Source organism: Sphingomonas larreae (assembly GCF_051400595.1).
GTDB lineage: Bacteria > Pseudomonadota > Alphaproteobacteria > Sphingomonadales > Sphingomonadaceae > Sphingomonas.
The window spans coordinates 187822-209929 of record NZ_JBLFFI010000004.1 but is presented as its reverse complement, the minus strand read 5'-3'; the positions used below and the strand labels follow the sequence as shown (position 1 = coordinate 209929).

The window sequence follows — 22108 nt, the reverse complement described above, 5'->3', positions numbered from 1 at the left end:
GCCCCGATCATGTTTGCCGTGGGCGCAGCTTCAGCGGGATTTCATGCCGGCATCACTTTGTTGCGATTGTCACTTGGGACGTGGAGGCGACAAGGGGAGCCCCCAGCCGGGCGGGGGCGGCCGCGTCGGCGCCCTCGGCGTGTCGCGGCTGGGCGTAACGGACGAACTTGGAGCCGTCGAATAACGCTTGCCGGAACCAACGACCGAGTTCGGAGGGTGCGGCACCGGACGGGTTGGGACTGGCGGCCGCACCGCGATGCGATGCGCGTACCGCGCTTCAAGCGCCCGGACGAGGTTGCTTTCCCGCGGGCGCGCCAGCGGAGGCGGTGCGGCGGCGATTTCCTCCGCATCTCCGATGATCTCGGCAAGCAGCTCCTTCGATCCGTCTGGGTTCGCGGTGACGACCCCGAGATCCTCGAGCAGGGAATGCGAATCCTTGAACAGGATCATGAACTGTCGGAAAATGCCGAGGCCGAGCGCCGCGCCGCCGTTCGCCGCCTGCGGCCCGTCGATGCGCAGTGCCTGGTTCACTTCGCCGGTCGTTCCTCCGGCCACAGCCAGCGACGCGTTGTATCCCGCGAGCGCGACTCCCAGGTTCAAGAGAAGGGTGATTACCCGGTCCGCGATCACGATGGCGCTGGCATGTTCCTCTTGCTCGTTGAGGGCGGCCAGTTTCATCTCGACATCTCGCAGCGCGTTAGTGCCCTTTTGACATCGCTCCCAGGCTTCCGAAATGGTCAGGGCGCCGCGAAAGCCGTGCCGCTTGCCCGATACGCCGCCCACCAGCAGCATATTTACCTTGTCCTGCAGCTGCGTGAGCTTGGGGAAAGACATGTCCGCGCCATGCCGCACGCCATGCTCAGCGCAATAATCATTGATGGTGTCGAGCAGCTTGGAAAGCTGCCCGCCAAGCCGTTCGGCATGCTCGTTCAGGTGCCCGAGCTTTCCCTTGTACGCGTTCATCTCGGTCTTGATGCGCGTGAAGCCGGGCGCCAGATCGGCGCCAAACACGTTCGCGATCTTTCCCACGGTCAGTGCGTGCGCCGCCGCACCGCCGAGCTGGGACAAACGACCGAGCCCCTTGCTGCGCTGATAGGCTTTCGCCAGCCGGTCGACTTCCTTGATGATCCGCGGCTTTCTTCTGCGGTGCGCCATGATTCAGCGAACTTCTTGGAGGCGTCCGCCACGCCGCGCACCAACGTCACGACGAGCAGCCCGATCGACAGGCCGCCGGTCACAGGTGCAACGGCCGCGGAGATGCCGGCCGCGGCGAGGGTCAGCGAAATTCGCGCGATTTCTTTGGTGCTGTCGACCTTATAGGCCTGCCAGGCGGCAGACCTTTTCATGCTGGCCGCGATCAAATCGACCACCATCTTCGTCAGATCCGGCGTAGCCTGCTGCAAGGCGAGGGTTACGCGGGTTCGGAAGGCATCATCCGCTCCGCTGTGGCTCACCTGAGGAAACTGTTGCCGAAGGATACGTTGGATCTCGCGCCCGAGCTTGAATTGAACTTCGTTATTCAGCACGATGGAGCTGGAGAACACCGTCCTCACCTTGTCCGGCATCGTAATGTTGAACCGGATGGGTATCCGGCCAAGGCAGCATTTTGACTTCCAAGAATGACACCAAGATTGCTGTCATAGAGAGGAAGGGTCAAATCGGCCGACATGTATCGTCTCCTGCAATAGTAAGGCAGTTCCGAACGGGCGATTTTCCATGTCGCGTTGCTCCGCTAGAAAGCCTTGCGCCAAGCCGGGGGGCACACAACCGGACGCTTGCGGTTGACCTTTCCCTCACGCTCGGCCGTCCACATCTGCTCGGTCCAGAGGATGGGCGACTTGCCGCGCAGATTCCCCGTCTCGGACGTGAACAGGCGCTCAGGCGAAGCGGCATCGCCAGCTGGGATATTCGGCACGACCTTTCCCGCGAAGCCCGGGCGCTTCGGCTGCGCCGTCAGCCGGCGCATCACGGTGTAAGGCAGATTGACGCTCTGGAACGTCGCGCGCTGGTTGCCGGACACGCCCTTGGTAACGGACCAGCCGTCATAGGCCTCTCTCGGATCACCGACGCGATTGGCTTGGCCGGGACCCTCGACGATCTTCCAGCCTTGCCAAGAGAGCAAGGTGCGCAGCTGATCGACGTTCGTCAGCGTGCCCGAGTGGATCTGGGCGACTACGTTCTGCGGTTTGGCGGCGGAGATGATCTGGAGATAGTTCGTCACCGCGCTCCAGTGCTCGCCGGCCACCAGTCCGTTCCAGGCGGCCGGGAGGAAATGAGATGGTGTGGTGCCAGGTGAACGTTAAGGATGGTTTCATCGAGAACTGCTTGCGGCCCTTCGGCTGTCCGCCGCGGACGAGATCCGTCAATAGTACCCTGCTGTTCAGCGCCATCCAGGTAATCCCGTGTGGAACCGCGCATGCCGCGTCCGCCGGGGACGCGGCATGCGACTTATGCGCGTCTCAGGCGGACTGGTTCTTGCGGATGTCCCACTTGAACGGGACTTCGCCAGCGCCCGCGCCCGTTGCATTCTGAGGCTTGTACGTAACGTCCACCTCGGCGAAATTGAACGTCACGCTCTCGACGGTCAGCTCATCGCCCGGACTTCCGCCGTGCTGCACGCCGCTCACGAACACCTGGCCCATGTCGATAACCAGATAAGGCACCGGCGCGCCGCCGCCGGCCTTGCGGCAGGTCAGCGTCGCGGTGTCAAAATGCTTGCCCGATGCGCAGTTGCTGAGGATCGTCGCGGTAGCTTTGTCGACGTACTTGGTGATGCTCAGATCATGGAAGTTCGCTTTTCCTGTGCCTGAGCCGCCGCCCATGCTGGAGCTGCCCATGTTGGTGAGCCCCCAATTCCAGCCCAGCAGCTCGATCTCGTTTGTGTGTCCGGTCGCGATCGACTCGCCGTCACAGCCTGCGAGCTTGAGGAACATTTCAACAGCCACAATGATCTCCTTCGAACGATGATGCTAACGGCGGGGGGAAACGCGGGTCAGTTCGCGCCCTTCGGCAGGCGCGAGACCATGCTAAGCGACACGTCCATGCCCTCGAGCTGATAATGCGGCACCATGTGGAAGACGCCGCGGTAATAGCCCGGGTTCTCGGGATCCGGACTCACTTCCACCTTCGCCTGCTTCAGCGGCTTGCGCGCCTTGGTCTTCTCGTCCGAGTGCGCGGGCTGGAGATCGACGTACTGCATGATCCAGCTCTGCAGCTCGCGCTCGAGCTGCTCGGATTCCCGGGTGCCGCCGATCCAGTCGCGCACCATGCACTTCAAATAGTGCGCGAAGCGGCAGCTCGCGAAGATGTAGGGCAGTCGCGCCGACAGGTTCGCGTTGGCGGTCGCATCCGCATCCTCATACGCCTTGGGCGCATGCAGCGTCTGTGCGCCGATGAAGGTCGCGTGGTCGGTGTTCTTGCGGTGCACCAGCGCCATCAGCCCGGCCTTGGAGAGCTCCGCCTCTCGCCGGTCCGAGATCGCGATCTCGGTCGGGCACTTGGCATCGAGGCCGCCCTCGTCCGTGGGGAACAGCGCGGTCGGCAGATCCTCGACCGTGCCGCCCGACTCAACGCCGCGGATGCGGGTGCACCAGCCGTAGGTCTTGAACGCCTCGGTGATGCGCACGCCGAGCGCGTAGGAGGCGTTGAGCCAGAGATACTTGTCGTGGTCGCCCTCGACCTCCTCCTCGAACGCGAAATCCTCGACCGGATCGCTCTCCGCGCCATAGGGCGGGCGCCCCAGGAAGCGCGGCAGCGTTAGCGCCATGTAGCGGCTGTCGTTGGAGGCGCGAAACGAGCGCCACGCCATATAGTCGGTCGCCTCGAACTGCCTGGCGAGATCGCGCGGGTTGGCGAGCTCGCCCCAGCTGTCCATGCCAATCAGCTTCGGGCCAGCGGCAGCGATGAACGGCGCGTGCGCGGCGGCGCCGATCTTCGACAGGCCCTTCATGATCTCGATGTCCGGGCCGCCGTGATCAAAGGTGTAATCGCACACGAGCGCGCCATAGGGCTGGCCGCCGAGCTGGCCGAACTCGGCTTCGTAGATCTTCTTGAACAGCGGGCTCTGATCCCACGCGGCGTCGCGGTATTGGCGGAACTGGCGGCGCGTCTCTTCCTTGGAGATGTTGAGCACGCGGATCTTCAGGTCCTTGCCGGTCGAGGTGTTGCCGACGAGGTACCAGAGGCCGCGCCACGCGGATTCAAGCGACTGGAACTCGGGGTGGTGCAGGATCGCGTTGACCTGCGCCGAAAGCTTGCGGTCGATCGCCGCCTTCAGCGCGTCCACTGTCATGTAGACGTCGTCGCCGATCACGGCGGCGTCCTCGAGCGCCTGCTGCGCCAGCGTCTTCACCGCCTGCTGGATGCGCTCCTGCTTCGCATCAGTGCCGGGACGGAACTCCTTCTGGAGAAGCTGCGCGAAATCATCGGCGAAGGCGGTCTCGGCCACGTCGGCCGGCGTGGCGTGCAGGGCCTGTTCAGCCATGGTCGTCTCCTGGAGAGAAAAAGAGGTGGTGCCGTGCGGCAGGCTCAGGCGTCGCCGCGATCGCCGTCGGGGGTCGGGGCGAGCGCGGTGTCGGCCGGCGTCGCGCCGTCCTCGACGGCAGGGCGCTCGGTCGCAAGCGTCGCCATCAGCGCCGGATTCTTCAGCACCTGGTCCAGCAGCGCCTGCGCGCCCGCCTTACCGTCCATGTAAACCATGAGATCGTTGAGCTGCTCGCGCGCCTCCAGCAGCTTCGCGAGCGCCGGCACGTTGCGGGCGATGCGGCCGGGGCTGAAGTCGTCGAGAGTCTTGAACGTGAGGTCGATGCCGACGCGGCCGTCGCCGGTCAGCCTGTTCTCGACCGCGAAGGCGACTCGGGGCGCGATCCGCTCCATGCGCTCGTCGAAATTGTCCATGTCGAACTCGACGAAATCGCGGTCAGCGTGCGGCTTCTTCTCGATCAGCGACTTGCCGGACAGGTCGGACATTACGCCCATGACAAACGGCAGCTCAATTTTCTGCCGGGCGCCGTAGGTCTCGACCTCGTATTCGATGTGAACGCGCGGCGCCCGATTCTCCTTGATGAAGCGCTGACCACCTTTTGCCGAAACCATATCCACCTCGCTTGGCTGTACGCAGCATGCGGCATCGGCGCTGCTGCCGCTTGACGGGGGGAAAGTGCAGGCCGGCGACCTTCAGCGTGGTTTCAAAGTCCGCGCCGGGCGTTGCTATTGTCACACGGCGGAAGGGGGCGGCCTGACAAGCATTGTCCGACGGCCAACTTGGTTACAGCCGCAACGCGACCGACACGCTATCGAAGCGCGGTGCGCTGCACACCGGACGTAACATCCTACGCCATGCAACGTCCCATCCCCCTCGCCGAACGCTCCTGTTGGCGCCGCGCTCCCGCGGCGCGGTCAGCCGTCGCTGCCGCGGAAGTTCAGGAGCAGCCGCGCTTCGCCGACGGCCTGCGGCACGATGTCCTGCAACAGCTCGATGAAGTCGCGGTTGACCCATTCGCGCGCGCGTCCGAGCAGCAGCGGCACCGGGCTCTGCGGTTCGCTGCGCGTGTAATAGTCGACGATCAGGTCGATCGCGCGGATCACGTCCTCGCGCGAGCGGATCGTGGCGGCGATCCGGCGTGCGTCGGTGGTCTCGGCTCCGTTGGTGGTCGCGTCCCCGTCCGCGTCGGCGGGCCCGGGACCGGGCAGGAAGGCGCAACCGGCGTCCCGGATCTCGGCGAGCGTCTGATAGACGGGCGCGAAGCTGACGCCCGCCCCGGAGCCGGCGCGCTCCGCAAGCGCGTCGTCGACCGCACGAAATCGTGCATCGATCGCGTCGAGCGTGGAAACGGCCGCCGCGAGCCGCTCGCTCGCGCCGGATTCGTCCAGGGCGGCGCGAAAGGCACCGTACCCTTGCTCGGTCTCGCCGCCGCGCTGGAAGCGATGCAGGTCGTGACCCGAGAAGGAGCCGTGCCGCGGGTGCGTGAGCAGCGTCATCGCCTTCAGCGGCGCCAGGAACTCGCGAAAGCTCGCCAGCGTGTCGCACGCGCCGGTGCGGCCCTCGACGCCATATTCGTCGAGCCGCGGATGAACTTCATTCCAGAAGCGCTCGATCAGCCCGGCCAGGTAGCCGGCGCCCGTTTCCACCACGTCCAGCTTTCCCCAGCGTGCGCCTGCGCGGCAGAGGTAGACGGCGAGCCAGACGTCCTTGGTACGCGTGCTCTGCTCCGCGATGGCGGCGACAATCCGGCGCCAGTCGACGTCGACCGCCTCCGGCGGGGCGCCGCTGGTGTCGATCGACACCGATGCCTCGAACGCCTGCTCGATCTCGTGCCTTTGCGGACTATAGGCGAGATCCGGACCGGCAGGGTCTGCGTCGCTCACGGGAGAAAGCAACGTGTCGAGATCGAATGTCATGGTGAGCTGAAATCCTCGTTGAGTGTGCGACGCGTGCGAAGTGGGAACGCGCTACGCACCGAGGTTTTCGCCAGCAACCGATCAAAGGACGACAATCGTAATGTTAACGAAAGGACGCTGCCATGAAGCGCCAAGCCGAGATCAAGCTAAACATCGATTGCGAGGCGAAGCTGATGCGCTTCGAGAGTCACGAACGGCTCGGCGAGTTGTTTGAGATTGATGCCAGGATCGTCGCCGCATCGAAAACCGACTTCCTGCCGCATCTCGGCAAGCCGGCGATGATCGAGCTGTTCGAACTGCAAAAGCCCGTCCGATTCTTCCATGCCCTGATCGCGGAGGCACACTTCGTTCAGGAGGACGATCAAGGTTACCACTACGACTTGAAGCTGCGTCCGTGGCTTTACGCGCTGACCCACAACAAGGCATATCGCGTTTTCGAGGACATGACCGGGCTCGACATCGTCAAGCAGGTGCTGACAGAGCATAGCCGTCATGTCGACTACGGCAAGGTGTCGGGTCGCTATCAATCGCGCAGATACAGCACCCAATACCGCGAGAGCGATTTCGACTTCCTGTCACGGATCATGGAACGGGAAGGCATCTACTATTATTTCGAGCATCAGCGCGACGACCACGTGCTCGTGTTGTGCGACGCACCGGCAGCGCACGTGCCGGTGCCGGGCTATGTCGCGGTTAAGCTGCGATCCGACATGGTGGGCGGCAATGGCGGGCTGACGGAAGCGCTGTGGCGCTGGCACGAGCATGTCCGCGTGAGCGGCGAGCGGTCGATCCTGCTGCAAAGTTTCGATTACGAGGCAACGACCGTCCGGCGCGGCGCTGCCGACGGCGGTGTGCGCAATCCGGCCGATCGGCAGGAGGTGCACGAATATCGCGGCGACTTCGTGCAGCCCGCGCTCGCCGATCACTGGGCGACGGTGGCGCTTGAGGCGGCGCGAGCGCGTCAGCGCGTCTACTCGGGCGAAGGCGATCCGATCGGGCTGTGCTGCGGCGCCCGCTTCCGGCTGGACTCGGCCGACGCCTTCGACCGCGGCAACGAGTTCGTCGTCACGGCGCTGGACATGGCGGTGGATGCGGAGCCCTATCGCAGCGGCGCTGAGGCCGCGCCGCGCCGGGTGACGCTTGAGGCGGTGAAGAGCGACACGCAGTGGCGCTCCCCGATCGTCACGCCGACTCCGCACGCTGGGCCGGAAACGGCGGTGGTGACGGCAGGCGGCGCGGACGACAGCAACGTCGATGCGATGGGTCGGGTGCGCATACGCTTCCTGTGGGGGAAACCTGCGGAGGCGCCGGAGCGATCGCGATCGTGCTGGCTGCGCGTCTCCCATCCGTCGGCAGGCGCCTCGTTCGGGCATGTCACGCTGCCGCGCCTGGAAGAGGAGGTGATCGTCGACTTTCTTGACGGCAATCCCGACCGGCCGATCGTGACGGGCCGCGTCTACAATTCGCGCCACCCGCACCCTTACTCGCTGCCCGAGAACCGCACGCGCTCGCTTTACCGCTCGCAGACGATCGGGCGGGGGGGCGCCTATCCGGGGGCGAAGTCCACGCCTCCCGCGCCCGGCTACAACGAGCTGATGTTCGACGATCGCGGCGGCGACGAGCAGGTCTATCTGCGGGCACAGCGGAACCGGCTGACCGAGGTCATGCTGGATGACGAGCACCGCGTGAATCGCGACCGCAGCAGCACCGTGTACCGAGACGACCACACGACTGTGGCCACGGGCGATTCTACGCTGGAGGTGACGCGTGGCAGCGTCACCATCGAGGCGGCGACCAGCATCACGCTGCGAGTCGGCGCGAACACGATCGTGATCGATCGAAAGGGCATCACCTGCTCCAGCGGGCCGAGTCAGATCAGCCTCGCTCCTGCGATGATCCGCGCTGGTGCGTTGATGATGCGCCTTGAGCCGCAGATGCTCATGACCGAGACGAAGCTGTCCTATATGAAGGGTGAGGCGATCGTGCTGCGAGGCAAGCCGACCCTCATCATGCCGCAGGCGCTCGGCCCCTTCATCCCGCTGCCAGCCTGACGCGAGCCGCCCGTGGACTGGATCAACACCGTTTGGACCGAGGCGAGGCAGGTGACCGCCTTCCTCGAATGGCCGCGCATGGAGGGCGACGATGCGCCCCCCGCGCGCTTCTTCGAACAGCTGCGCTCGGCGGGCCGTCATGAGGACGCGGCGGCGTTCCTGGCGCTCGCCCTCCCGCGCGACGCCGCGGTGCGCTGGCTGCGTGACGTCGCGCTAGCGACGTTTCTCGAGCCGGAGGCGCCGACCTGGCACGCGGTGGATAACTGGATGAGCCAACCCAGCGACGCCTCACGCCGTGCAGCGTTCGATGCCGCGCTCGCCAGCTCCGCGCGCGATTACGGCGCGGTGGCGGCGGGAGTGATGCTGTTGTGCGGCACCGCCGTGTTCTTCAGCGGCGGCTCGCTTGCGGGGCCGAACGCCGTCCCCGTGCCCGCGTCCAAGCAGGCGACCGGGCAGTTCGTTGCCGAAGGCATCCGGCTGTGCGCCGCCGCCGCGGTCGATCCCGTCGCGGCGCTCGACCGCGCGCTGCTGGCCGGAGCCGCGCTTGCCGCACATGGAATGGATATGCCCTGATGACCATGATCCTCACCATCGAGAGCCTCGACCTGCTGGATAACGGCGAGCCCGCCTCGATAACGCTTGACCGTCACGGCGCGACGATCGGCCGCTCGCCGCATGCCGATTGGAGTCTGCCAGATTCGCGCAATCGCATCTCCTCGCGCCATTGCGAGATTGCTTACCGCGACGGCGCCTACGTGCTGACCGACCTCAGCACCAACGGCACCTATCTGAACGGGGCGAGCGAGCGCTTGCAGGCACCGCATCCGATCGCGCATGGCGACCGCTTCGCAATCGGCCATTACGCGATCGTTGCCCATCATCATGGAACGGCGGTCACCCCCGCGTCCGCATCGCCCGCGGTGACGCACGAGGATCGTTGGGAGAGCTTCGCGCCCCCCGCTCCGCCGCCGGTTTCGGCCGATGCGGGGGAGGGCTGGGCTGAGCCGCCGGAGCCGCTGCTGCCCACCGCCGGCAACGGATGGCGCGCGGAAGCCGGGAGCGCCCCATCGCACGCCGCCGGCGCATGGGACTTGCCCGCGCCCGTTACCTCGCCCTCGGCCTGGTCGAGCGCGCCCAGCCGTGCGGTCGCGCCCCTCGCGAACGACGTGTGGGGCCGCCTGGCCGAGAAGAGCGACATCGACTGGCAGCGGGGCAACTTCATGGCCATCGCGCCTTCGACGGAGGACCGGGTGCTGCCCGGCGCCGCCCGGGCGGACGGAATCGCCCCGAACGAGGCAGAGTGGCGTCAGAGTGACGTGCCGCCAAAGAGAACGGCACAGGATGCTCCGGCGCACGCGGCGGCCGCTCTCGAGCGCGAGGCGGAGAGCGAGGACGCCTGGGCGTGCTTCGTCGCGGAAAGCGGCTTGCCGGCGGACCGGCTGAAGCGCTCGCCCGCGGAGGCGCTGGCTGCCGCCGGCACGATGGTGCGCCAGCTCGTCGGCGGTCTGATGCTTATGATGGAGGCACGCGCGCGGGCGAAGGCGCAGCTCGGCGTGCAGGCGACCGGGCTGGAGCTGGACGGCAACAACGTGTTCAAGTTCGTGCGCGCGCCCGAACGTGCGCTGCTGCAACTCCTCGACGCGCCAGAGCCCGGCTTCATGACCGCGGAGCGAGCGGTGGAGGACGCGTATCAGGACCTCCAGGCGCACCAGATGGCGACGCTGAACGCGATGCGTGGCGCGCTGCAGGGCACGCTGGCACGCTTCTCGCCGGCCGCGATACGGGAGCGGGTCGGCGAGCCGGACCGATCAGGGCGCTGGTTGCCCATGCTGCACAAGGCGCGCAAGTGGGAGGAGTACGAGCGCGGTTTCGAAGGGGTCGTGCGAGGCGCGGACGACGCCTTCATGGACCTGTTCGCTAAGGAGTTCCGCCTGCATTACGAGCGGCACATCGGCGAGATGAAGGCGCAGCGGCGAGCGGACCCGCCGGTCTGAGCGTCAGCCCAAGGCGACGTGGGTCGTCTCGTCGCAGCCGACCACGACAACCGTGACATTGTCCGCCGCCCCACGTCCGAGCGCCAGCTCAACCAGCGCCGCGGCGGCGCGGCGAGGCGCTTCATGCGCCACCAGCCCGAGGATCTCGCTGTCTTGCACCATCCGGGTGAGGCCGTCGCTGCACAGCAGGAACAGGTCTCCCGGCAGCACTTCGCCCGAGCGTCGGTCCAATGCCAACTCGGGTCGCGCCCCGACCGCGCGCGCCAGCAGGTGAGCCATCGGGTGGCCCTCCGCCTCCTTACGGGTCAGGAGGCCGGCCGCGACCATCTGCTCCACTTGCGAATGATCGGTGGTGAGGAGCCGCAGCGCGCCGTCGCGGAGGCGGTAGAGGCGGCTGTCGCCTGCCCAGAGCACGGCAAAGCGGCGCTCGCGCACCAGCAGCGCGGTGACAGTGGAGCCGATCACCACGCCCTTCGCGACACCGACACTGTAGATCTCGGCATTGGCATCGTCGAGCGCGGCGGCGACCGCGGCGACCGCGCCGTCGAAGTCGTCGGGCAGCACCGCCGCCTCCAGTTCGGCGGTGATGCGTGCCGATGCCCATTGCCCATGCGCATGCCCGCCCATGCCGTCCGCGACTGCCCACACCGCGTCCTGCTCGCGCGCGAGATAGGCATCCTCATTGACGTGGCGGACGCAGCCGACGTCCGTCCGGCTCCCCTGCTCAAAACGGAATGGCGCACGCATCATCACATCTCCAAGCCGTTCGCGGCATTCCGCACGAGCCGGAAGGGGGCGAGCGCAATCGTGCGCCGTTCGCCGGCCTCGTCGCTGGCCAGGCGTGCGGCGGTGGCGGCAAGCGCATCGAGGTCGACGCGCGCCGCCAAGGTCTCGCGGCTGCGGTCGGCGATGCGTTCCGTGATCGCCGTGCCGATGGCCTCGTCGATTGTGCCGGTACCGGCCACGCCCCAGACGAACGGGAAGGCTCGGCCGGTGCGGTCGACCGACGGCATCACGCAGCCGGCCTGCCACCCCGCGCCACCTGTCCGGAGCAGAAAGCGGCACGGCGGCAGCGTGCCATAATCTCGGTCGAAGGCGTCACCGAGGCGCTCCCGCGCGGCGACGAGCGACGCAACGCAACGATCGTCCCAGCGGGCACGCGCGTCGGCCGACAGGCCGCGTGTCACAAAGTCCCCGAACGCCGGCAGTTTGCCGAATAGGAAGCCGGTCATCACGTCAGAGCCGCGGGGGGCAGCGAAACGAGAACGGGCCGCCGCGCCCAAATGGGCTGTTGCCGGAGGGCAGATCGATCGTCAGCGCGACGCCTTCCGCCCCGCTGCTGAAGCGCGCGCGAACGCGGGCGGGGCCGGCATTTTCGAGCTCAGCCTTGTCGATCAGCCGGAACATGGCGAAGGATCCGCGTGTCTCCAGCCGACGCACCTCGCGGTCGCCCGAAAAGACGACCAGGGCCGCGGCCGGAAGTACCGACAGATTCCAAAGCACCGGCTTTGGCCCGCGGTTGCCGGCATCGAAGCGGTAGGTGGTGCCGCCGGTCGCGAACTCGACCGCGGTGACGCCGCTGCCGAGCATGTCGACGCCGACGTTGAGCGCGAGCCCGGCGGCGAGCAGGTCACGCAGCGCCGCCGCCTTCTGGAACTGGGCGGCGCTGGCAGGCACCAAGCCGCTGGCAACGGGATCGCCGCCGTCCCATCGCCAGATCCGCCCGCTCGTGTCCAGCAGCGGCGCCAGCCGATCGCGCGCGAAGGCGTCCAGCTCGCCGTTAGCGCCATAGACTCGCTGCAGGTCAGCCGGGCTCGCTTCCAGCCCGGCGCCGGCTGCGAAGGGATAACGGCCGGACGACGCCTGCGCGCACACCGGAAGGATGCGCGTGAGATACTCGCCTTCTATTGAGGCGCGGGCGCTACGCTGCGCCGCTCCGGCGCCACTGCGCGTTGCTTGGTCGACGAACGACTTGAGCTGTGGTGGGGCAGTAACGCCGGCGGTTGAGAGCTCCCCGATCGCGGTCGCGAGTTGCGCCTGGACCGCACCGCCGCCGCCGCTGAGCGCCGCGCCGGGCACACGGCTGGCGCTGTTCGCAACCGCAGCTTGGCGAATTGCCTTCAGCAGGGAGTCGATCGGCGCTTCGGACCCGGCATCCCTGCCGCCGAACTCGACGATCGGCCGGAAGTGCGCCGCAATCTCCCCCCCAGCATCGATCTGGCCCGCGGCCGCCCTACCGCCGTCATTGCCGAGCCATGTATTCCGCGCGGTTTCCAGCAGCAGTACTTTGAGTGGCGACGGTGTGCGTGTGATCGCGCCGAGAGCAGCGGTGTTCTGGAAATAGTCCGCCGGCTGTGGCGTCTTCAGCATGGCGTCCCACGCGGCGATATAGTCACGCGCATACTCCGCCGCGACCGCGCCGCGCATCGCTGGGAGCTGGTCGCGGATCGAGCGCTTGGCCGCGTCAGGTCCCAGCACCCAAAGGTCCCGGTCGAGCTCGGCCTGGACGTCGCGCAGGCCCGGCCGGTACGCCTGTGCATAGCCCGCATGGGTGAAGAACCACGGGATGGTGGCGGCGAGCACGGCATCGCCGTTGCGGAACGCTTGGCGGTCGCCGCTCGCGAGCACGCCGTCGGCCCGCCAATCCGGGCGACCGGCCGCGGCGGCGCGTTGGCGCAGGACGGCATAGGCGCGGTCGGCCAGCGGCAGCCTTTGTAGCGCCAGCCGCGTGCTGGCGATGAGCGTGCCGTCGAGCGGAGCGCGGCGCCCCTGCCAAACGCGCCCGAGGTCTGGGTCGGCCAGCATCGCGTCCAGATGCCGCGCGAGCTGCGTACGCACGTCCGCGCGGTCGGAGCCGGCGAGGGAGACGGTGCGCCAGTCATCGAGCACCCAGGCTCGAACCGCGCCGCGATCGAGCGGCCCCATGCCACCCAGCATCAGATAAGCCTTGAGCGGCGCGTATAGCGCGGCGGGCTGCTGCTGCTCGCGCATTGCCTGTTCCGCGTGGAGCAGGAGGCGGGGCAGCATGACCCGTTGCAGCATCTCGAGGTACGCATGACGCGCGGTGTCGGCGTGGCCCGACTGAAAGAGTCCGAGCCGCATCGTCCACGGCGGGCTGCCCGCGGCCTGATCCGAGAAGCCGCGGGGGAGGGCGCGCAGGCGGTTCAGGATCGGAAGCGCCTGTTCGAGGTCGGGATCGCTCTCGCGCACCTCGACCAGGTCGATGCCGGCGCGGCGCGCCTCCTCGCTCGCCGAACGCGCGGCGACGAGCAGGGCGTCCTGAAGACGGCGATTGTTGACAAAAGCGTTGGCCCACAGCCCGGTCGTGACAAGCGTCACTGCTCCGATAGCCGCTGTCGCGCCGACCATCGCGCTCCGCCAGCGCCAGCGCACCGCGGCGCTCGGACGGACCATGCCGGCTTCGGGGAAGATCACCTCGGTCAACAGTCGGTTTAGGAAATAGGCCCTGCCCTGACCAGGGCGGACAAGCGGATGCGGCGCATCGTAGACCGACGCCATCGCGCTCACCACGCCGTCGAACGGCGTGCCGCTCTGGGTGCCGCTGCCGAGGTAGAACCCGCGCAGCGTCGGCGAAGTCTCGCGATCCTGGCGGAATGCGCCCTCAACGAGATAGGCGAGCCGCGTCCGCAATGCGGTGACCTGGGCCGGAAAGGCGAGAATGAGGCCGCGGCCCCGCTGGTCGGGCTCCTCGTTCAACCGCTTGGGGCTGCGCGCCCACAGCGCCTCGACGATCCGGTCGAACGCCGCCATCAGCGCGGGTGCGTCCGCGCGTCCGGCGGGATCAAGCGTGCCGCCGAGCACCGCGCGGCGCCCCTCCGCCGACAGGTCGCCAAAGAACTCGGTAAAGCCTGCGACCAGATCGGCCTTTGTCAGCAGCAGGTACAGCGGGACGGAGACCTGCAGCAGTTCGGCCAATTCGGCCAGCCGGCGGCGGATAGCGGTGACGTGCGCGTCCAGCTCGGCTCGGTCGGCGCGAACCAGCTCGTCGAGCGGGAACGCGACGATCACCCCGTTGATCGGCTCCAGCGGGCGCGTGCGGCGCAGCAGGTGCAGGATCCGCTGCCACCCGGCGGCGTCCGCCACGTTGTCTGAGTCCTGAGTGGTGTAGCGGCCCGCGGTGTCGACCAGGATGGCTTCGTCGGCAAACCAGAAATCGATGTTCCGGGTGCCGCCGATGCCCTGAACGGCGGTGTCCGTCCAGGGAAAGCGAATGCCCGAATGCGTCAGCGCGGTCGTTTTGCCCGCGCCCGGCGGGCCAATGATGACGTACCACGGGCGCTGGTAAAGATAGTCGCGCCGCCCGCCCGCTTGGCTCTTCAGCCGCGCCAGCGCATCGCGCAACCGTGCGCCGAGCGCCTGCTCCTCGGCCTCCGCGGCGGTCGGCTCGGCGAGAGTCCCGGCCAGCTTGTCCGATGCGCGACGGTCCCGGAACCGTCCCCACAACGCGGCTCCGATCAGACAGAGCGCGACCAGCGCGATGAGCGCGAGGCGTACCCACGGCGCCCGCAGCGCAGGAAACAGCGTCGGCAGCCCGATCGCGGCGAGCAGCGCGAGTATCGCGGCGGCGGGGACCGCAAGCGCCCACCAACTGCGCATCAGCTTGTCCATCGTCTACTCGCTCCGCGGGATTACGATCTCGACGCGGCGATTGAGCGCCTTGCCCGCCGTCGTCGCATTGCTGGCGATCGGCTGGGCCGCGCCGAACCCGTCGGCCCCGACCCGCGCCGGATCGCTGAGCCGCGCGCGGAAGAGCGCGGCGACTCGCTCGGCGCGTGCGCGGGAGAGCGCGACATTGTCCGGGAAGGTGAGGCTGGTGACCGGATCGCTGTCGGCATGGCCCTCGATCCGCACGGTGCCGCGCTCGCGCTCGGTGGCGGCGGCGATGCGCTCGAACAGCGCCGTCCGACCGGGCGCGAGCTCGTCCGAGCCCGAGCGGAAGAGCGTGCCAATCGTCGTGCGCACGCGCAGGCTGCTGGCATCCTGCTCGACGACGACGAGCCCCCGCGCGACCTCGTCCGCCAGGAAGCCGCTGATGCGCTGCTGCTGAGCCCCGCTCGGCAACGGTAGCCGCGCCGCGATACGCGAGAGCCGCAGCGGGGTGCCCGGGCTCACCGTCAGCATTGCCGCCATCGAAGGTTGCCCCGTCTGCATCAATGCCAAGCGGAAGCCGAGCACGGCCAGCAGCAGGAAGCCAAGCGCCACGCTGGCGCATAGCGCGAGGGGCGCCCAGAAGCTGATGCGACCTCGCGGCGTCGGCATTCCGCGCCAATCCGGAACCAGCTCGGTGTCCGAGAACGAGCGGATGTGGGGCAGGGCGGCATAGGCGCTGCGCTGCGTCGCGCGCAGCTTGCCCGTGCTGTCGCCCAGCCGGTAGCGCCCCTCGAACCCGGCGGCGAGACAGGCGTGGTACAGCTCGATCAAGGCCGTATGTTCGGCCGGTCGACCAAGCATCTCGCCTAGCAGCTGCCAAAAGCGGTCGCCACCGATGTTCTCGCCGAAGCCGCGCACGACCATGCTGCGGCGCGCCCATTCGGCGCCGTCGCTGGCGCGACCGGGGAGGTTCTGCGCAACATCGTCCACGGTGGCAAAGACCGCGTAGCGCGCACGTCGCCGCGTCTCCTCGCCATAGCCGCCCGCGGCGAGCTCCGCGTCGAACCGCACCGCGGCAGCGGCCGCCTTGCGGTGCAGCGCTGGCAGATCGATGTCGATCCGCCCAGAACGCACCGAGGCGGTTAGAGCGAGCAGCGGCGCGGCCGCCTCCACCATCGCGTTATGGGCGCGCAGCCGCGGCGGGGCGTCGGGCAGTTCGTCGTTCACGGAGGGATCGGCGACGGCCGGCACGGCGCCGGGCGGCGGCGCCGGCGGCATCGCGGCGGCGCTGCGCGCCGGGTTGGGCTGGAACACGGTCCGCTCCACGCCGCTCGGCTCGCGATCGCGCGTGCTCACCGCGGCGCCTTCTTCACGCACCAGAGCTCGAGACGGAGTTCGGGCCAGTCGCCCGCGACATGGAGGCCGAGCGCCGGAGCGGTGGCGAACGCGGCCCAGTCCTCCGACGCGCGATCGAGCTCGAAGTAAACATATCCCGGGATCGGGCGGATCTGCGGCGGGGGCGTGGGGGCGTGGCGCAACGCGACGCCTGTCAGCGCCGAGTCAACGATCTGCCGCATCTTCTGCACCGGCCCGATCTTCGCGACCGAGGGAAAGCGCGCGCGGACGTCCTCCAGCGGGGCGCGGGCGTTCACCGCCAGGAAGAAATAACCGTTCTGGTACAGCGACGGATCGGTGATGCGCGAGGTGTAGGCGCCAGGCGCCGCCTCTACGAGCGGCAGCAGCACGGCGGCGCGATCGTACATGGCCGAGAGCGCGTTCTGAAGCGCGTCTACGAGCGGCTCGAAGCACGCTTGCAGCCGCTCGTGGTCATAGGTGGGAAAGGCGGGGGGGCGCCGTTCCGCGCTGGTGAGCGTTGCGAGCTCGCCGGCGAGGCCGAGCAGTGCCTCGTACAGCCGCTCTGGATGGAGCATCGGCAGCGCGGCCAGGTGCGCTAGCTGCGCGCGGCAGCGATTGAGCACCTGAAGTAGCAGAAAGTTCGCGATCGTCTCGGAGCCGCCATCGGTCGCCTCAACCGCCCGCAACGCCAACTCCTCAATGCGCTGGTCGGCACGGCCTATGATGTCGGCGAGGAAGCCTGTGAGGCGCACGCTCGCGGCGATGTCAAGCGCGGGCGGAACATGCCGCTCGTCGAGAACGAGTGCGCTGCCGTTGGTCTCGCGGATGCGCGCAAGGGCCAGCAACACCCGGCCATAGGTCTGATCGCGCGTGACGCCGAAGGCGAGGTTCGGCTGCGCCACTTCGATCGGTTCGCGCACGCGCTCCTCGGCGAAGACGTCCGCGGCCTCGATCGCGTTAACCAGAAAGCGAGTGCCCTCCGCGCCCGGCTCGCCTCGCGAGCGGAACTCGATGGCGCCTGACTGATGCGCGGGCAAGGTGAGATAAACCACGGCGTCGCGCGTGCCTGCGGGGATGTCGAGCGGCGGCGGTGGCGGGAAGTCGTCGGGGATCGAGAACGTGGTCCCGTCCGGCAGCACGCCCGACAGCCGCTCGACCGCGAATTTCCCGAGCGCCGCAAGATCGCGACTGATCGAGAGCTCAGTCACGCCCCAGGGGTGCGGCCGCAACGTTTGAGAACGGGCGCCGACAAGCTTGGTGAAGAAGCGGTCCTGCTGCTGGAGATGCTGCTGGCGGAGAAAGATGCCTTCGCGCCAGGCGACGCGCTCGGCACTCACGGAGCGCCGATCCTGTGTCTCACGAGTGACCGCACGTTCAAGCGCATCAAGGAAGTCCCGGCCGAGAAAGCATCGCCCAGATGCTCAACCGCGCATTTCACCGCCATGTCACTGTGGTGTGTCTGGGCTACGGGTGTAGCGGCGATCGGGCGATGAAGGTGGACGTGGGCAAGCCAGCGCCGCCTACACCGGACAGCCGCCTGGTTGGTATGCGCCGCCCTGTCGGGGGGGCGGCGGGTGAACGTGCGTGCGCTGTCGCGCAAGCGTGCTGCTGCGCAGCACTCGCGAGACCTCCCGCGTCGGCGCGGTGCTGGTGACCGTGAAGATCGCCGCTCTACGCGCGCTGGCGATCTGCACCTGGTGCTGCTTGGCGGCCGCTGAGCGCGAGCCGCTCAGGCGTTCTCTGCCATCACCATGGCGCCCTCGTGGAACTCTCCGGTCGGCAGGACGTGGCGCAGCGCCCGCAGGGCCTCCTGTGCATAATACGATATTCTTTGGGTAAGCCTCAGAAAAAAGCTCCGCATCCTCGGGTCGCCATAAACCGCCTAACCGAGAAAGCGAGGACAGCCGGCGATCGCGAGCGATCTTCGCCAGCAAGGTGCGGCTGCATCCGGTCGCATCCATGATCTCTCGCCAACTGCGGCCGTCGCTCAGCAGCGAAGAGATTGCGGCGTTGCGGGCCTTGTTCGCTGGACGGCCTCTATAAAGCCCGGCCACCTTCGCCTTGGCAGTGCCCTCGGCTTGGCAGCGACGCCGATCCTCATAGTCCTTGCGCGCGACCGCCGCGAGGACATCGAGCATCATGGCGTTGACTGCCGAGAACATCCGGGCAGTGAACTCGTCAGCCGGTGCCGTCAGACTCCACGATGTCGGGAGGTCGAGGGCAACGATGCGGATCTGTTTCCCGTCGATCAAGGCCCGCAACCGCTGCCAGTCTGTGGAGGTGAGGCGAGACAGCCGGTCAACCTGCTCCACCAGCAGCACGTCGCCGGGCTCACAGTCGGCCAGCAGGCGGAACAGCTCAGGCCGATGCAGCTTAGCCCCGCTCTCATTTTCAACGTAGCGCGCGGCGATCCTCAAACCTCGCTCCACGGCGAAGGCATCCAGAGCTCCGCGTGCGCGTGACGCGTCTTGTTCGGAGGTAGATGCGCGGAGGTAGGCTCGAACGAACATGCCCTGCTCTTTGATACGTGGTGCTTGTTTGTAGTGTCCTTTTTACGTCGCCTAACGGCCGATGAGTACCAGCCGTGTGCTGGTCTTCAAAAAGTACACCTAAAAAGGACCTGGTATAGTCGGCGATTCGCCACCGGCATGGTAGCCTCTCATGCAGGCCACCTAATGACACGCGGGCGGGGCAATGCCACGCCGGTCGGGTTGTTGCTGCATGCGATCACCGCGCCGACCAGGGAATGGCTGATATTCTCTCCCACGAACATGACGATCCAAATGATCGCCACGAAGCTGGCTAAGATCGCGATCACGCGGATCGCTCGCCGGCTCGGCATTTCGCATCATTCATGTTCTACTCCGTCGGCGAGAAGGTGGGTCACGTCTCAGAGGTTCGGCACCCCTCGGCGCCGGATCGCGCGCTCCGTCACCGGGTCCTTCGATCGGGTCCCCCGATGCTTGCCGCAGCCACTTTTTAGCGATCCACCTCGCCGAAGACGATGTCGATCGATCCCAAGATAGCGGTGATGTCAGGCAGCATATGGCCGCGCGACATGAAGTCCATCGCCTGCAGGTGGCTGAAGCCGGTTGGCCGGATCTTGCAACGATAGGCCTTGTTGCTGCCGTCGCTGACCAGATAGACGCCGAACTCGCCCTTGGGGCTCTCAGTGGCGACGTAGACCGCGCCCGCGGGCACCCGGAAGCCCTCGGTGTACAGCTTGAAGTGATGGATCAGCGCCTCCATCGAGTGTTTCATGTCGGCGCGATGCGGCGGCTTCACCTTGCGGTCGTCGCTCGCCACCGCTCCCGCGGGCATATCGCGCAGGCACTGGCGCATGATCCGCGCCGATTGTCGGACCTCCTCCACCCGCACCATGAAGCGGTCGTAGCAGTCGCCGCGCGTGCCCACCGGCACCTCAAAGTCGATCTCGGCGTAGACATCGTAGGGCTGCGATTTGCGCAGATCCCAAGGGATGCCCGAGGCGCGGATGCATGGGCCGGAAAAGCCCCAGGCGATCGCGTCGTCGCGCGAGACCACGCCGATGTCGACGTTGCGCTGCTTGAAGATCCGGTTATCGGCCACGAGGCTGATCGCATCCTCAAACAAGCGCGGCAGCCGCGTGTCGAGCCAGTCGGCCATGTCGGTGAGCAGCTTGAGTGGCACATCCTGGCGCACGCCGCCGGGGCGAAAATAGTTGGCGTGCATGCGAGCGCCGCTGGCGCGCTCGTAGAAGTTCATTGTGTCCTCGCGCAGCTCGAAGAGCCACAGGTTCGGCGTCATCGCGCCGACGTCCATGACGTGGCTGCCGAGATTAAGCAGATGGTTCATGATCCGCGTTAGTTCGGCAAACAGAACGCGCAGGTACTGGCCGCGGCGCGGCACCTCCAGATCCATCAGCTTCTCAATGGCAAGCACGTAGGTGTGCTCCATGCACATCGGCGAGCAGTAATCCAGCCGGTCAAAGTAGGGGATGGTCTGAAGGTACGGCTTGGTTTCGATGAACTTTTCGGTGCCGCGGTGGAGCAATCCGACATGCGGGTCGACGCGCTCGACCACCTCGCCGTTCAACTCGAGCACTAGGCGCAGCACGCCGTGCGCCGCGGGATGCTGGGGGCCGAAATTGACCGTGTAGTTGCGGATGTTGACGTCCTGCTCGGCGACGCCTTCCAGCGCCGGATCGAGTGTCTTCATCGCCTGCTCGGAGCGCGCGCGCATGTCGGCGGCGTCGATCGGCCGCTCGGTCCGGCGCTCACTTGGGGTGAAGACGTCATCAGTGCTGCTCACGATCATCTCCCGGCGGCGCGGACCCCTCTAGCCGGAGCGAGAAAACAAGGCTCTCAAGTGCCTTAACAACCGAGGTGGGTGAGGAGTGACAACGCGGGCAGCCGCACCGGATCCCTCGGCGAAAGTTTAACGCGGCGACGTGACATCTTGTCGTGCGGAAAAGGGGTCGGGACCAGCGGCGGCACAATCCGAGAGTATTTTCTATGTCGTTCTGAACTCCTGCGCCGCTCCCCTCGTTGTCGCATGAGCAATAGATAATCGTGCAAATACATGATGTTAAACGACATCAGGAGATTGATGTGGCGGCTCTCAAAGCCTTGGCCGAGCAGGTCATCGTCATCACCGGAGCGAGTAGTGGGATCGGGCTGACGACCGCTCGCATGGCCGCCAAGGCCGGCGCAGCGGTGGTCGCGGTGGCCCGCAACGAGGAGGCGCTGCGCGGCCTAGTCGAGGAGATCGAGGCCGCCGGTGGCCGTGCCGCTTACGTGGTCTGCGACGTAGGGCAGGAAGCGGACGTGGCGCGCGTCGCTGCGACCGCCGAACGCGTCTTCGGCGGCTTTGACACCTGGGTCAACAATGCCGGCATCTCGATCTTCGGCCGGCTCTGGGACGTGCCGCTGGCCGAGTGGCACCGCATGTTCGACACGGTCTATTGGGGCACCGTCCACGGCTCGCTCGCCGCGCTGCGCTATTATCGTGCCGCCAACAAGCCCGGCGCGATCGTCAACATCGGCAGCTTCTTCGGCGACAAGGCGCCGGCGGTACAGAGCAGCTATGCCTCCGCGAAATTTGCCGTCCACGGGCTCACCGGGGCGCTGCGGCAGGAGATTGAGCACGAGGGCTGGCCGATCTCGGTGTCACTGATCCACCCCGGCCGGATCGACACGCCGTACAACGAGCACGCGGGCAATTTCATGCCGATGCAGCCGGTGCATCGCGGGATGATCTATTCGCCCGAAGCGGTCGCCGAGGCGATCCTGTGGTGCGCTGCGCATCGCAAGCGCGACATGTTCGTCGGCAGCCAGGCGAAGCTCGCCGCCATGCTCGGCGCCATCGCCCCGCGTCTCACGGACAAGGTGATGGAGACGCTGATGTACACGTCGCAACAATCGCGAACTCGCGCATCCGACGACGATCATCGCCGCGCCTTGTTCAGCCCCGGCTATGGTGGCTACGAGCGTGGCACACACGAGCCGCACCTGCTCCGTGGATCGAGCCTCTACGTGAAGGCGACCAAGCGCCCGGCGCTGACGGCCGCGGCGCTTGTCGGCAGCGGTGTGCTGGCTTGGCGCTGGTGGCACCGTCGCGACGCCAGCGCGCCCGACATGCCGCCCCCCGAGGCGGGCGACATGGCACAACTCACCCCGGCGGCGACAACACAGGCGCCTGCGGCAATCCACGCCTGAC

At 67.2% G+C, this 22108-nt stretch carries 18 protein-coding genes; 4 read left to right on the top strand and 14 right to left on the bottom strand.

All coding sequences use genetic code 11. The features are described from left to right. Positions 1–69 precede the first annotated feature (69 nt). The 6 genes from ACMGDM_RS15525 to tssA all read right to left on the bottom strand — a co-directional run bounded on the left by ACMGDM_RS15525 (position 70) and on the right by tssA (position 6399). On the bottom strand, positions 70–1155 hold the full coding sequence (locus tag ACMGDM_RS15525; protein WP_436805018.1) for a hypothetical protein: 1086 nt from the start codon (positions 1153–1155) through the stop codon (positions 70–72). 577 nt (positions 1156–1732) lie between these two features. Further along, a complete protein-coding gene (locus ACMGDM_RS15520) occupies positions 1733–2245 on the bottom strand; it encodes a hypothetical protein (RefSeq protein ID WP_436805017.1) in 513 nt (170 codons plus the stop codon). A 214-nt stretch (positions 2246–2459) separates the two neighbouring features. Beyond that, positions 2460–2945, bottom strand: coding sequence for an Hcp family type VI secretion system effector (locus ACMGDM_RS15515; protein WP_436805016.1), 486 nt, complete (start codon positions 2943–2945; stop codon positions 2460–2462). Positions 2946–2992: 47 nt separating this feature from the next. Further along, positions 2993–4483 (bottom strand): type VI secretion system contractile sheath large subunit, encoded by a 1491-nt coding sequence (gene tssC, locus ACMGDM_RS15510; protein ID WP_436805015.1) that lies wholly within the window; start codon positions 4481–4483, stop codon positions 2993–2995. Positions 4484–4527: 44 nt separating this feature from the next. Then, the gene (tssB, locus tag ACMGDM_RS15505; RefSeq protein ID WP_436805175.1) at positions 4528–5094 is read right to left on the bottom strand and encodes a type VI secretion system contractile sheath small subunit; all 567 of its coding nucleotides are present in this window, start codon (positions 5092–5094) and stop codon (positions 4528–4530) included. 303 nt (positions 5095–5397) lie between these two features. Beyond that, on the bottom strand, positions 5398–6399 hold the full coding sequence (gene tssA, locus ACMGDM_RS15500; RefSeq protein WP_436805014.1) for a type VI secretion system protein TssA: 1002 nt from the start codon (positions 6397–6399) through the stop codon (positions 5398–5400). Between the two features lie 122 nt (positions 6400–6521). Here tssA and ACMGDM_RS15495 point away from each other — a divergent pair, with 122 nt between their 5' ends. Genes ACMGDM_RS15495 through tagH form a run of 3 tightly spaced genes read left to right on the top strand, consistent with a single transcriptional unit; the run spans position 6522 to position 10444 of the window. Continuing rightward, on the top strand, positions 6522–8450 hold the full coding sequence (locus ACMGDM_RS15495; protein WP_436805013.1) for a type VI secretion system Vgr family protein: 1929 nt from the start codon (positions 6522–6524) through the stop codon (positions 8448–8450). Positions 8451–8462: 12 nt separating this feature from the next. Next, on the top strand, positions 8463–9023 hold the full coding sequence (locus tag ACMGDM_RS15490) for a DUF6931 family protein (RefSeq protein ID WP_436805012.1): 561 nt from the start codon (positions 8463–8465) through the stop codon (positions 9021–9023). Further along, on the top strand, positions 9023–10444 hold the full coding sequence (gene tagH, locus ACMGDM_RS15485; protein ID WP_436805011.1) for a type VI secretion system-associated FHA domain protein TagH: 1422 nt from the start codon (positions 9023–9025) through the stop codon (positions 10442–10444). The genes ACMGDM_RS15490 and tagH overlap by 1 nt, the downstream gene beginning before the upstream one ends. A gap of 3 nt (positions 10445–10447) precedes the next feature. Here tagH and ACMGDM_RS15480 read toward each other — a convergent pair whose 3' ends face one another. From ACMGDM_RS15480 to ACMGDM_RS15445, 8 genes are all read right to left on the bottom strand, one after another. Further along, complete coding sequence (locus ACMGDM_RS15480; RefSeq protein ID WP_436805010.1) at positions 10448–11194, bottom strand: PP2C family protein-serine/threonine phosphatase; 747 nt, start codon at positions 11192–11194, stop codon at positions 10448–10450. Beyond that, complete coding sequence (gene tagF, locus ACMGDM_RS15475) at positions 11194–11676, bottom strand: type VI secretion system-associated protein TagF (protein WP_436805174.1); 483 nt, start codon at positions 11674–11676, stop codon at positions 11194–11196. The genes ACMGDM_RS15480 and tagF overlap by 1 nt, the downstream gene beginning before the upstream one ends. Before the next feature lie 4 nt (positions 11677–11680). Then, positions 11681–15073, bottom strand: coding sequence for a type VI secretion system membrane subunit TssM (gene tssM / locus ACMGDM_RS15470; RefSeq protein WP_436805009.1), 3393 nt, complete (start codon positions 15071–15073; stop codon positions 11681–11683). 3 nt (positions 15074–15076) lie between these two features. Then, positions 15077–16432, bottom strand: coding sequence for a type IVB secretion system protein IcmH/DotU (gene icmH, locus ACMGDM_RS15465; protein ID WP_436805008.1), 1356 nt, complete (start codon positions 16430–16432; stop codon positions 15077–15079). Further along, positions 16408–17748: a type VI secretion system baseplate subunit TssK gene (gene tssK, locus ACMGDM_RS15460; protein WP_436805007.1), complete on the bottom strand. Its 1341-nt coding sequence runs from the start codon at positions 17746–17748 to the stop codon at positions 16408–16410. The genes icmH and tssK overlap by 25 nt, the downstream gene beginning before the upstream one ends. Before the next feature lie 183 nt (positions 17749–17931). Then, complete coding sequence (locus tag ACMGDM_RS15455) at positions 17932–18921, bottom strand: recombinase family protein (protein ID WP_436805006.1); 990 nt, start codon at positions 18919–18921, stop codon at positions 17932–17934. 149 nt (positions 18922–19070) lie between these two features. Beyond that, the gene (locus tag ACMGDM_RS15450) at positions 19071–19229 is read right to left on the bottom strand and encodes a hypothetical protein (protein ID WP_436805005.1); all 159 of its coding nucleotides are present in this window, start codon (positions 19227–19229) and stop codon (positions 19071–19073) included. Between the two features lie 161 nt (positions 19230–19390). Further along, positions 19391–20608, bottom strand: a complete 1218-nt coding sequence (locus ACMGDM_RS15445; protein ID WP_436805173.1) for an NADH-quinone oxidoreductase subunit D — start codon at positions 20606–20608, stop codon at positions 19391–19393. 392 nt (positions 20609–21000) lie between these two features. On the opposite strand from ACMGDM_RS15445, the gene ACMGDM_RS15440 reads away from it, so the two are divergent. Then, entirely contained in the window at positions 21001–22107 is a 1107-nt protein-coding gene (locus tag ACMGDM_RS15440; RefSeq protein ID WP_436805004.1) for an SDR family oxidoreductase, read from the top strand. Position 22108 lies beyond the last annotated feature (1 nt).

Coding starts and splice junctions, on each gene's coding strand:
- ACMGDM_RS15480 (WP_436805010.1), bottom strand. CDS start 11,194: ATGATGCGTGCGCCATTCCGTTTTGAGCAGGGGAGCCGGACGGACGTC.
- ACMGDM_RS15495 (WP_436805013.1), top strand. CDS start 6,522: ATGAAGCGCCAAGCCGAGATCAAGCTAAACATCGATTGCGAGGCGAAG.
- tssA (WP_436805014.1), bottom strand. CDS start 6,399: ATGACATTCGATCTCGACACGTTGCTTTCTCCCGTGAGCGACGCAGAC.
- tssC (WP_436805015.1), bottom strand. CDS start 4,483: ATGGCTGAACAGGCCCTGCACGCCACGCCGGCCGACGTGGCCGAGACC.
- tagF (WP_436805174.1), bottom strand. CDS start 11,676: ATGACCGGCTTCCTATTCGGCAAACTGCCGGCGTTCGGGGACTTTGTG.
- ACMGDM_RS15445 (WP_436805173.1), bottom strand. CDS start 20,608: ATGAAGACACTCGATCCGGCGCTGGAAGGCGTCGCCGAGCAGGACGTC.
- tssM (WP_436805009.1), bottom strand. CDS start 15,073: ATGGACAAGCTGATGCGCAGTTGGTGGGCGCTTGCGGTCCCCGCCGCC.
- ACMGDM_RS15525 (WP_436805018.1), bottom strand. CDS start 1,155: ATGGCGCACCGCAGAAGAAAGCCGCGGATCATCAAGGAAGTCGACCGG.
- ACMGDM_RS15455 (WP_436805006.1), bottom strand. CDS start 18,921: ATGTTCGTTCGAGCCTACCTCCGCGCATCTACCTCCGAACAAGACGCG.
- tssB (WP_436805175.1), bottom strand. CDS start 5,094: ATGGTTTCGGCAAAAGGTGGTCAGCGCTTCATCAAGGAGAATCGGGCG.
- tagH (WP_436805011.1), top strand. CDS start 9,023: ATGACCATGATCCTCACCATCGAGAGCCTCGACCTGCTGGATAACGGC.